Annotated in this window: 9 protein-coding genes; 3 read left to right on the top strand and 6 right to left on the bottom strand. The window is 71.9% G+C overall.

Going from position 1 to position 10,500, the window contains the following annotated elements:
* Positions 1-11 precede the first annotated feature (11 nt).
* The gene (locus PYR91_RS35930) at positions 12-635 is read right to left on the bottom strand and encodes a hypothetical protein (RefSeq protein ID WP_279787423.1); all 624 of its coding nucleotides are present in this window, start codon (positions 633-635) and stop codon (positions 12-14) included.
* Between the two features lie 202 nt (positions 636-837).
* Positions 838-1,908: a glycerophosphodiester phosphodiesterase family protein gene (locus tag PYR91_RS35935; RefSeq protein WP_279787425.1), complete on the bottom strand. Its 1,071-nt coding sequence runs from the start codon at positions 1,906-1,908 to the stop codon at positions 838-840.
* A 307-nt stretch (positions 1,909-2,215) separates the two neighbouring features.
* Here PYR91_RS35935 and PYR91_RS35940 point away from each other — a divergent pair, with 307 nt between their 5' ends.
* Positions 2,216-2,716, top strand: a complete 501-nt coding sequence (locus PYR91_RS35940) for a hypothetical protein (protein WP_279787426.1) — start codon at positions 2,216-2,218, stop codon at positions 2,714-2,716.
* A gap of 3 nt (positions 2,717-2,719) precedes the next feature.
* On the opposite strand, the gene PYR91_RS35945 is transcribed toward PYR91_RS35940, so the two are convergent.
* Positions 2,720-3,352 (bottom strand): alpha-ketoglutarate-dependent dioxygenase AlkB, encoded by a 633-nt coding sequence (locus PYR91_RS35945; RefSeq protein ID WP_279787428.1) that lies wholly within the window; start codon positions 3,350-3,352, stop codon positions 2,720-2,722.
* 55 nt (positions 3,353-3,407) lie between these two features.
* Positions 3,408-3,905, bottom strand: a complete 498-nt coding sequence (locus tag PYR91_RS35950) for a pyridoxamine 5'-phosphate oxidase family protein (RefSeq protein ID WP_279787430.1) — start codon at positions 3,903-3,905, stop codon at positions 3,408-3,410.
* 96 nt (positions 3,906-4,001) lie between these two features.
* On the opposite strand from PYR91_RS35950, the gene PYR91_RS35955 reads away from it, so the two are divergent.
* A complete protein-coding gene (locus PYR91_RS35955) occupies positions 4,002-4,667 on the top strand; it encodes a winged helix-turn-helix transcriptional regulator (RefSeq protein ID WP_279787431.1) in 666 nt (221 codons plus the stop codon).
* 95 nt (positions 4,668-4,762) lie between these two features.
* Here PYR91_RS35955 and PYR91_RS35960 read toward each other — a convergent pair whose 3' ends face one another.
* The gene (locus tag PYR91_RS35960; protein ID WP_279787433.1) at positions 4,763-5,464 is read right to left on the bottom strand and encodes a 4'-phosphopantetheinyl transferase superfamily protein; all 702 of its coding nucleotides are present in this window, start codon (positions 5,462-5,464) and stop codon (positions 4,763-4,765) included.
* 289 nt (positions 5,465-5,753) lie between these two features.
* On the bottom strand, positions 5,754-8,669 hold the full coding sequence (locus PYR91_RS35965; protein ID WP_279787434.1) for a BTAD domain-containing putative transcriptional regulator: 2,916 nt from the start codon (positions 8,667-8,669) through the stop codon (positions 5,754-5,756).
* A 1,277-nt stretch (positions 8,670-9,946) separates the two neighbouring features.
* On the opposite strand from PYR91_RS35965, the gene PYR91_RS35970 reads away from it, so the two are divergent.
* Positions 9,947-10,500: S-adenosylmethionine synthetase N-terminal domain-containing protein (locus PYR91_RS35970; RefSeq protein ID WP_279787437.1), on the top strand; the 554-nt coding region annotated here is incomplete at its 3' end.

Genomic DNA, 10,500 nt, shown 5'->3' on the forward strand with positions numbered 1-10,500 from the left:
GCCGCGCGGCGTCAGCCCGCCGGTGCCGGCGCGGGCGGGATCAGGCCCGCGGTCGACGTGGAGCTCACGACGGCGTGCTCGACGTCCGGCTGGATGTTGTCGCTGTCCAGGCCGATCCGGCCGTCGTTGGCCAGGTGGTCCAGGGTCACCCGGGAGGGCTGGGAGGTCAGCGCGTAGCTGACCCAGTCCTGGTCGCCCTGGCCCATGTAGAACACCCGGCTCTCGCTGGGCGCGGTCCCGCCGTAGTAGGCGTCGTTCCCGGAGCCGCCCTCGACGTACGCGGGCAGCGGGACGTCGATCGCGACGGAGTCGGAACGGTTGCCGAGCAGGGCGACGATCGCGCCCACCCCGGTCGAGTCGCAGCTCACCCGGTAGTCGTTGATCCGGTCGCACCCGTCGCCGGCGGTGATCCGCACGGCGTCGATGACCATGATCTTCGTGCCGCTCCGGTAGAACCGGACGCGGTTGTCCTCGTCCGGTCCGGCGATGTGGGACAGGGTGTTCCGGTCCACCTCGACCAGCGCGCCGGCGGCGGCGTGCCCGGTGGACGGCGCGGCGCCGATCGCGGCGGCCGCGACGCCGGCCAGCAGTGTCAGTCGCGCGGTACGGGACGTCCCGGCGTGGGTGGTGCTCACAGCGTGCTCCTCGACTCAGGGAAAGACGGCCGGCCGCCGTTCTCGGCGGCCCGGACAGAAGTTAGTCCGGCCGCGCGGCGAGCACCCTGTACTAAGCGGCGGAGCTACCGAGCAGTAATACGTGGACAGGCCGCCCCGGAGCGGGCCCCGCGAGGGCCCGCCCCGGGCGCCGCGTCCGCCGGTCGCCGGTCTCGGGAGCAGGTCAGCCGCGAGGGCCGTGGTACTGCCTGGGGAGCTTGTACCCGCGGGCGGCGAGTACCCCGCGCAGGCGGTCGGGGTAGTCGGTGATCAGCCCGTCGACGCCGTCGTCGATCAGCTTGTTCATGGTGGGCTCGTCGTCGACGGTCCAGGGGATCACCTTCAGGCCCAGGCGGTGGGCCCGGCCGACCATGTCGGCGGTGACGTAGGGGCGGTACCCCGGGTCGGTGATCCTGCCGTTCTGCGGGAATCCGTGCACCGGCGAGAAGGCGTCGGCCCCGAACGAGGCGACGGCCCTGAGCGGGTCGCCGCCGAAGTCGTCGACGTCGATGCCGCCCAGCCACGGCGACGCCCCCGGCTGGCCGGTCTGCAGGAAGTCGTAGTTGGTGAGCGCCACCAGCGGCAGGCGGGGCTCGACCTGGCGCATCCGCATGAGCGCGCCCCAGTCGAAGCTCTGGACGGTGACCTGCCGCAGCATCCGGGCGCGCCGCACCTCCCGCGCGACGACCTGGACGAACTGCTCGCGGGGCGCGGTCTCCGCCGGCGCCCCCGCCTCCACCTTGGTCTCGACGTTGAGCGTGACGTCATGGGCGCGGAAGCGGTCGACCAGGTCGAACACCTCGCGCAACAGCGGCATCCGCGCGCCGGGGGCCGGCCGCTGGCCGGGGAAGTCCGGCAGCGTCAGCGAGCCGCAGTCCAGGGTGCGCACCTGGTCCAGGGTAAGGGTGTTCACGTACTTGCCGACGTAGGGGAACTCCGGGTCGCCCGGGGAGGCCGGGCCGGTGTCCCGGCACTTGCGGGCGTCCACCCTGCGGTCGTGGGTGACGACGGCCTGGCCGTCCTCGGTGATCTGGGTGTCCAGCTCCAGCGTGGCGACCCCGACCCGCAGCCCGTTGGCGAAGGAGTCCAGCGTGCTCTCCACCACCAGCCCCAGGCCTCCCCGGTGCGCCTGCAGGTCGAAGTGGCGGCGGTGCTTGCCCTGGGCCACGGGGTCGGCGGCGGCCGGGCCGGCGGCGGCCGTCACGGCCGTTGCCGCGAGCACGGCGATCGCGGCCGCGGCGCGAAGTCTTGTCATGGCGAGTCCCTCTGGTCGGTGCGGGACGCGCGCGCATCCCATCGGGGCCGCGCGGCGTCGTCGGGGCGGGCGTGCGGCGGCCGGTCACGGAGGACTCCGGGACCGGCCGCGCCACCACGTCCACCAACCTGCCGATCCCTCATGGCGCTGAGACGAACGGGCGGAGAAAGCCCGGTGATCGTCTCGTTCACCTCGTCCGGGGACATTCGCGGAGCGATCTGGGCACTTCACGCACGGTGCCGGGTGCCGGCCGCGACATGCGCGCGATGGCCGCCGCCGCCCGCCTCACCTGCGACATAGTTGGACCGTGATGCTACGAGGCGGCCCGCTCGCGATCGCCGGCCTCCTGCTCGTCTCGGGTTGCGGGGACGGCGCGGCGATCAGCCGGGCCGAGCTGGACGACCTGCGGGTCCAGGGTGTGGAACCCGGCATGGTGTACGTCGTCGACCTCCCGGGGTACGAGCTGGCCAGGCGTTCGATGAGCGGCTACAACGACGAGGGCTTCCAGGCGTACTACGTCTCGCCGCGCGACGGGCGGGTGTGGCTGGGGGTCGACCACGGCTTCTTCAGCGACGGGCTGTGCCCGGAGAAGCCCGTGCACGACGCCGAGCGGCTGAGCGCGCCGGTGTCGTGCGACCGCGACGAGGTGGGCTGGTACCGCCGGAGCGGCGAGCGCCACGAGTACGCCGTGTCCGAAGAGGGCCATGTGCTGCGGCTGGCGGGCCGCCGGGGCGAGGTGAGCCGGGCGGCGCTCAGACAGGCCGTGGCCGGCGCGCGGGCGGTGGCCGGCGCGGGTGGCGGTGGCTGAGGCTCAGCGGACGCCGCGGGGGCGGAACTGGACGCTGATGCGCGGGCCGGTGGGGCGCGCCGTCTTGGGCACGCAGTGCTCCCAGGTGCGCTGGCAGCTACCGCCCATCACGATGAGGTCGCCGTGGCCGAGGTCGTGCCGCAGTGCCCGGCCGCCGCCTCGCGGCCGCAGCAGCAGGCTGCGCGGGGTGCCCACCGAGACGATGGCCACCATGGTGTCCTCGGTGGAGCCGCGCCCGATCGTGTCGCCGTGCCAGGCGACGCTGTCGCGGCCGTCGCGGTACAGGCACAGCCCGGCGGTGCGGAACGGCTCGCCCAGCTCGCTCGCGTAGTGCGCGTCGAGATCGCTTCTCGCCTGCTCCAGCAGGGGGTCGGGAAGGGGCTCGCCCTCGCCGTAGAACTTCAGCAGCCGGGGGACGTCCACCACCCGGTCGTACATGTGCCGGCGCTCGGCGTGCCAGGGCACCTCCCGCGCCAGCCGGTCGTACAGCGCGTCCGCGCCGGTGATCCAGCCCCGGCGGACGTCGACCCAGGCGCCGTCGCCGAGGACGACGCGCCGCACCGACGCGCCGAGCGGGCCCGGGCCGGGAGCCTCCTCGCACAGGTCGAGCAACGAAGCCTGAAAACCACTGGTCATAGCGTTATGCTAGGCGATATTCGCACACCCATTCGATCGGGGGGCACCACGGCGGTCAGAACCGCCAGGGGGTGACGCTGAACGAGCCGCTGAAGTCCAACGGCACCGCGGGCGTCACCTCGAAGACGTCGTAGGGCGGCGAGCCCGCGCCGGGGAGCCGCTCGCCGACGAAGGCGCCCCCCAGCACCGTCACCGGGCAGCCGTACTTCGCCGCGTACACCTTGGCCAGGCGCTCCAGCTTCCCTTCGTCGAGCACTATCGCCGCTTCGCCCTCCACCACGAGGTCACTGCCCTCGGCGTCGGTCGAGATCACGCAGCGGGCGTCGCGGCGCAGGTCGGCGCCGTTGCGGGTGGCCCGGCTCGCGCCCACGTGCAGCGCGCCGTCCAGCCAGACGCCCGGCACCGGGACGACGTCGCGCCCGCCGTCCGGACGGCACGAGGTCAGCCAGTACGTCGTCGAATCCTTCATATGCCTGCGCGCCTGATCGTGCGCTGCTATAGACGGATCACCGTCGTCGCACCACTCCGCGGGCGACGGTTCATTGCCGGTCATTCCTCTCCTCTCCGCTCAAGGCGGTTCGGATTTACCATTCTACTTGTAAATAACAAGCATAATGCAGCTCGTTAAGCATGAGCTAGAATCGCGTTCATGGCGGGCAGAACCTATGGGCAGTTCTGCGGCCTTTCCCGGGCCCTCGACATCGTCGGCGAGCGGTGGGCCCTGCTGATCGTCCGCGACCTGCTCGTGGCCCCGAAGCGGTTCACCGACCTGCGGCGAGGCCTTCCGAGGATCCCCACGAACATCCTGTCCGCGCGGCTGAGGGAGCTGGAGCGGGCCGGCGTCGTGCACCGGCGCCTGCTGCCGCGGCCCGCGGGGTCCGTGGTGTACGAGCTGACCCCGTACGGCCGGGAGCTGGAGGAGGTCGTCCTGCGGCTGGGCCGATGGGGGGCCGGATCCCTCGGCGAACCGGAACCCGGTGAGATCGTCACCGCCGATTCGCTCGTCATGTCCCTGCGCGCGACCTTCCGGCCGGACAGGGCACGAGGGCTGCGAGTGGGTTACGAACTGCGCGCCGGCGAAGTCGTCGTGCACGTCCTCGTGGACGACGGCGCCCTGAGCGCGGCCGAAGGCGCCCTGCCGGGCGCCGGCCTGGTGGTGGAGTCGGGGGTGCTGCACGCCCTGTTCTCCGGCGCGATCACGGCCGAACAGGCCGTCGCCGCCGGGACGGTGCGCCTGACCGGCGACCCGGACCTGCTGCCCCGCCTCGTCGAGATGTTCTTCGTGCCTCCCAGACCTCCTGTCGCGCCCGGCTGACGCGCGCGCACCGGCGGGACCGCCCGCCTCGGCGGCGTGTGGCGGCCCTCAGGGGGACGAGGCAAGCCCGCCCTCCCGTCCGCCGAAGCCCTCGGTCACGCGCGTGCCCCCTGCAAGGCGGGCGCCGGGCCCCGGCGAGCCGGGGCGGGGACGACCACCGCCGTCAGGATGAGACCGGCGTCCACCAGCCAGCGGCCGGTGAAGCGGGCGAGCCGCTGCCCGTGCGCGCGCGGCCCGGGGACCCGCAGCCGCGCGGTGAAGACGCCGCTCGCGGGGTCGAGGGTGACGACGATGTCCTCGAAGTCGATCCACCGCTTGGTCAGCGGGAACCACGCCTTGTACACCGCCTCCTTGGCGCTGAACAGCACGCGGTCCCAGTGCACGCGCGGGTGCGCCGTGGCCAGCCGGCGCAGCGCCTCGCGCTCCTCGGGCAGCGAGATGGCGTCCAGGATGCCGTCCACCAGGGCCTCGTTGCGCTCGGAGTCGATGCCGATTGCGGTCACCTTGGACGACAGGCCGAGGACGGCCGCCCGGTAGCCGGGGCAGTGGGTGATGCTGCCGACGACCCCGGCGGGCCACTGCGGCTCTCCTCGGAGGCCGGGCAGCACGGGGCTGGGTCGCAGGCCGAGCTTTCTGAGCGCGTCGTGGGCGCAGACCCGCGCCGTGGCGAACTCGGCGCGCCGTTGCTCGTCGGCCTGGCCGATCGCCTTGTCCTCTTCGGGGAAGAGCATCGGGTCGGGCGGATCGGTCAGGAGGTCGGCGGCCACCACACAATCGGGCAGAATGGCCTTGATCATGGCTCCTGCCGAGCCTGAAGGAACTCCGCTCATTCGTATAGTGGTCACCCAACGAGCGTATCGGCGGAGAGAAACAGCCGGGCATCTCCGAGAGCGCTCTGTTGGCGAGGGTATGCGCCGAGGCAGGGCGTGGCACGGGGCCGATAAGGGTTCTCCCGCATTCGGCTCCGCGAGCCGATTGTCAGGCCTGCCGGTAAAACACATATGGGCGATTTGTCAACCAGTGGTGATGCTCATCCGGTACGGCCGGCGCCGGCGGCGAAAGGGCGGGGGGAAACACGCGCCTCGCTCACCTTATCCGGGCCGCCCCGATCAGCCCGTCGGCCTTTTCCTGCGCCTCGGCGAGCAGCGCCCGGGCGCGGGCCTCGTTCGGCGTCGCGCCCATCGTCTGGAAGACGCCGATCGCCTGCAGGAAATGGTTGACGGCGTGATCGTGCTCCCCGCGGGCCATCGCCACCTCGCCCAGCCCCAGCAGGCTCCGGCCCTCGGCGAGCCGGTCGCCGATCTTGACGGCCAGATGGACGGCCTGCCGCAGCGCCTCCTCGGCCGCGCCGGTCTCGCCCAGCCGCAGCCGTGCCAGCCCCATCCCGCCCAGGACGTAGGCCTCGCCGATCGGGTCGCCGATCTCGCGGGTGATCTCGATGGCCTTCTCGAAGCTCTCCACCGCCAGGGCCGGCTCGCGCCAGTTCAGGTAGGTCTCGCCCAGCCGGTAGAGCACCTGAGCCTCCACCCGCTTGTTGCCGCCGCGGCGGCTGAGCGTCAGGGCCTCCGACAGCAGGCGGCTGGCGCCCTCGGGATCGTCGGCCTCCAGCCTCACCTGAGCCAGGTTGTGCAGCACGTAGGCGGAGGACGCGTGGTCCTCCATGCGGCTGAACATTTCGAGGGCGTGCTCGTAGTGCGCGATGGCGCCCTCGTAGTCGCCCGTGATGCGGTCGAGGAAGGCCATGTGGCCGTGGATCAGCCCGGTGCCCCGGCCGTCACCGCACTGGTTGAACAGCTCGATCGCCTCTTCGAGGTCGCGCCGGGCCTCGGGGATGCGCTTCAGCGTGATGTGCAGGCCGCCACGCGAGTTCAGCAGCGCCGCCTGACCGCGGATGTTGCCTGCCTGCCGGGTGGCCGCGAGCGCGATCTTGTTGGTCTCCCGCCAGTCGTCCAGGTAGCCGCGCGTCTCGAACATGGCGGTGACCGCCAGGTCCCAGCACAGGTCGGTGAACCCCGCCTGCGCGGCCTGGCGGATGCCCGACACCAGCAGTCCGCGCTCGCGCTCGAACCAGTCGAGCGCCGCGGAGGTCAGCTGGTCGACGAGCTTGTCCTGGAGCGGCCAGCGCGCGGCGTCGCCGTGCGTCAGGACGTTGGCGTCGCCGTACACCCGGCGCCTGGCCGCCTCGGCGAGGTAGAGCAGGGCGCCGAGCACACGCTCAAGGGCCGCCCTGCGCTCCTCGGGCGTCGCCTCGGTGGCGAGGCGCTCCCTGGCGAAGACGCGGATGAGGTCGTGGAAGCGGTACTGGGTGTGCGGGCCGTAGCCGCCCACCGTCTCGATGAGCTGGGCGTCGGCCAGGTCGTCGAGCAGGTCTCTGGCGTCGTGGTACGGACGGTCGAGCAGGGCGGCGCCGACCCAGCCGGAGAACACGCTGCTGTCGAGGACGGCGAGCAGCCGGAACAGGCGCTTGGCCTCCTCGCCGACGCTCTCGTAGGTCAGCGAGATGCTCGCCCTGATGCCCATGTCGCCGTGCTTGAGCTCGTCGAGCCGCCGGGTCTCGTCCTCCAGGCGGCTGACGAGCTGTTCCACGCTCCAGTGGGGACGGGCCGACAGGCGGGCCCCGGCGATGCGCAACGCCAGCGGCAGGCGCCCGCACAGGTCGGCCAGGGCCTGGGCGGCCTCGGCCTCGGCGTGCATGCGCTCCGTGCCGGCGATCCGCGACAGCATCTCCATCGACTGGTCGGTGTCGAAGATGTCCATCTCGACCTGGATGGCGCCCGGAAGCCCGGCCAGCCGGCTCCGGCTGGTGATGATCACCGCGGACATGCGGTTCCCCGGCAGCAGCGGCAGCACCTGGCCCTCGGTGGCGGCGTCGTCGAGCACGATGAGCGTCTTGCGGTCGGCGAGCATCGCCCGGTACATCTCGGCGCGCTCCTCCAGGCCGTCGGGCATCTCCGGGCCCGGCACGCCGAGCGCGCGCAGGAAACGCTCCAGCACCTGCATGGGGCTGATCTGACGGCCCGCGCCGCCGTGCAGGTCGGCGAAGAGCTGGCCGTCGGGGAACCGCTCGGCGACGCTGTGCGCGGAGTGGACGGCCAGAGTCGTCTTGCCGAGGCCGCCCTTGCCGGCGATGACGATGATCGGCACGGCGAAGCGGTAGGGGTCCTCGGCGGCGAGCGACAGCTCGCGCTGGATCGCGTCGAGCTGCTTGCCGCGACCGGTGAAGTCGGCGACCGCGGCCGGCAGCAGGATCGGGACGGGGCGCGCGGGCACCGGCGGCGGCGGGGGAGCGGCGGGCTCGGCCGCGGCGCCGACGGTGCCGGCGGTCTGCCGGACGGGGCTGTTGAGGCTCTCGTCGGAGGTCAGGATCGAGTACTCCAGGCGCTGGAGCTGCTCGTTGGGCTCGATGCCCAGCTCCTCCACGAGCGTCTCGCGGGCGAACCGGTAGACCCGCAGGGCCTCGGCCTGCCGGCCGGAGCGGTACAGCGCCAGCATGAGCTGGCCGCACAGGCGCTCGCGCAGCGGGTGCTCGGCCACCAGGGCGGTCAGCTCGCCGACCAGCTCGTAGTGGCGGCCGAGGTCGAGCTCCAGCTGCAGGCAGTCCTCGTTGGTGGTGATCCTGTCCTCGGCGAGCCTGCTGGCGGCGGCGCGCACCGGCCTGCTGTCGATCCCCTCCAGGGCCTCGCCCCGCCACAGCGCCAGGGCCTCGCGGTACTGCTTGACGGCGTCCTCGATGTGGCCGGCGTCGCGGTCGCGGCGCGCCTGCGTGGTCAGCGCCTCGAACCGGCGGGCGTCGAGCTGCTCGTCGTCGACGCGCATGATGTAACCACGCGGATGGGTGGAGATGATGGCCGGCTCCCCGTTCGCGGCGAACAGGCGGCGAAGGGCGGAGATGCAGATCTGCACCTGCGCCTTCGACGTCGGGGGGAGCACCTCCCCGTAAATGGCGTCGATCAGGCGGTCGACGGTGACGACCCTGTTGGCGTCGAGCAGAAGGTTGGCCAAAGTGATGCGTTGTCTCGAGCCCCCGATGTCCAGACGCTGGCTGTTCGCGGACACCTCAAGTGGCCCCAGCAAACGGAACTCCACCTGATAACTCCTTGCCAGAAAACCTCGGCCCCATCCGGAAGTCTTCACGCTCTCAGTCGTTCTGAGAGAAGTAGCAGGCGCGCCGCCCCGAAGGCGAGCGGGCTCTGCTGTGAACCGCCGCTCGGCGAGGCGTGCGACGATGGCGCGGGCCTCCCCCCGGCACCTGTCAACTTACGCCCCAGATCGTACATCCTAGGGGTTAGGGGAACCAGTTACATTACCGTCGGTAAGATCGCTGGCCAGAATTCCGGAACACGGTTCCGCCGAACCGGGGCCCGCCCGCGGCCGGCGAGCCGTCCCCGGGCCTCCTCAGCCTCGTGTTCACGACGGCGACGGCTTTCCGCCGGTCACCGGGGCCGCCGCGGCCCGTGCCCCCGGGCCGGCCGGCCGGTGACGCCCGGTATACGGAGACGGCGATGGCGGGCGGCGAACGCCGCTTCTCACGGCCGGTCCCACGGGCTCGCTCCGGGGGGGGCGGGGGACGGTTCGGGGGTCGCGACCGGCACCGCCGGGGTGGTGCCGGGGTGCTCGCGCCCCGGATCGCGGCGGTCCCGCCGGCGGCCGGGGAATCGCGGCGACGGCTCCCGAATCAGGCGCGCCGTCGGCGTATTCACAGTGCCGGATCGATACACGTGACCGGTCGGCCGAATACGAAACATCGGCGCGCGGTTGATAATCGTGTATTCCAGGTCAGACGGGTTGCGGGCCTTCTTCCGTAGGGGTTCGGCAGGGGTGTCTGCGTCGCCTCGGAGCGGCCTAGCATCGAAGAAATCGAGCTTGCGACGAATTTTACTCCACGGTGAGGTGGTGTCCCTGGTCGGTGGTTTCTTCGCAGCAAGTCCCCACGCGGGCAAGGGCCATCGTGTGAGTCGCCACTCGCACGGTGGCCCTTGCTTTTCACGCGCGCGCACGATCTGGAGAAAAGGCCGCCGGCCCATTTCGGGCGGGTGCCGTTTCGCGGGTCGGTGGACGCGGTCCGCCGGTTCGCCGCCGTCCCGCGGCGGCCTCTCCCGCCGGCGGCCGCACCAGTGGCGTGCTCGTGGAGGCGCGGGGACGTCCGTGCAGGCTCGTGCGACGGAGCTGCGACGCCGTTGACCGATCCTTGAGCGCGCTTGCCCACAATCGATTCCTGGATGACGCACCGCACGACGCGAGGAGCGCACCCTCGCGGCCCACGAACACAAGGAGTGAAGATGTCCCGCCGCCTGTTCACCTCCGAGTCGGTCACCGAAGGCCACCCGGACAAGATCGCCGACCAGATCAGCGACGCCATTCTCGACGCCATGCTCAAGGGTGACCCGAAGAGCCGGGTCGCGGTCGAGACGATGATCACGACGGGCCAGGTGCACGTCGCCGGCGAGGTCACGACGGAGACGTACGTCGACATTCCCGGGCTGATCCGCGAGAAGATCCTGGAGATCGGTTACGACGCCTCGCACAAGGGCTTCGACGGCGCGTCCTGCGGCGTCTCGGTGTCGATCGGCGCCCAGTCGCCAGACATCGCCCAGGGCGTCGACGACGCTTACGAGCACCGGCTGGAGGAGGCCGGCGACGAGCTCGACCGTCAGGGCGCGGGCGACCAGGGCCTGATGTTCGGCTACGCCTGCCGTGACACCCCCGAGCTCATGCCGCTGCCGATCACCCTGGCGCACCGCATGGCGCAGCGCCTGTCGGAGGTGCGCAAGGACGGCACGGTGCCCTACCTGCGTCCCGACGGCAAGACCCAGGTGACCATCGAGTACGACGG

The organism is Sphaerisporangium sp. TRM90804 (genome assembly GCF_029846175.1).
Classification (GTDB): Bacteria; Actinomycetota; Actinomycetes; order Streptosporangiales; family Streptosporangiaceae; genus Sphaerisporangium.

What these genes read in the sequence shown, in the direction of transcription:
- PYR91_RS35935 (WP_279787425.1), bottom strand. Translation starts at nt 1,908, where the DNA reads ATGACAAGACTTCGCGCCGCGGCCGCGATCGCCGTGCTCGCGGCAACG.
- PYR91_RS35950 (WP_279787430.1), bottom strand. Translation starts at nt 3,905, where the DNA reads ATGACCGGCAATGAACCGTCGCCCGCGGAGTGGTGCGACGACGGTGAT.
- PYR91_RS35955 (WP_279787431.1), top strand. Translation starts at nt 4,002, where the DNA reads ATGGCGGGCAGAACCTATGGGCAGTTCTGCGGCCTTTCCCGGGCCCTC.
- PYR91_RS35945 (WP_279787428.1), bottom strand. Translation starts at nt 3,352, where the DNA reads ATGACCAGTGGTTTTCAGGCTTCGTTGCTCGACCTGTGCGAGGAGGCT.
- PYR91_RS35960 (WP_279787433.1), bottom strand. Translation starts at nt 5,464, where the DNA reads ATGATCAAGGCCATTCTGCCCGATTGTGTGGTGGCCGCCGACCTCCTG.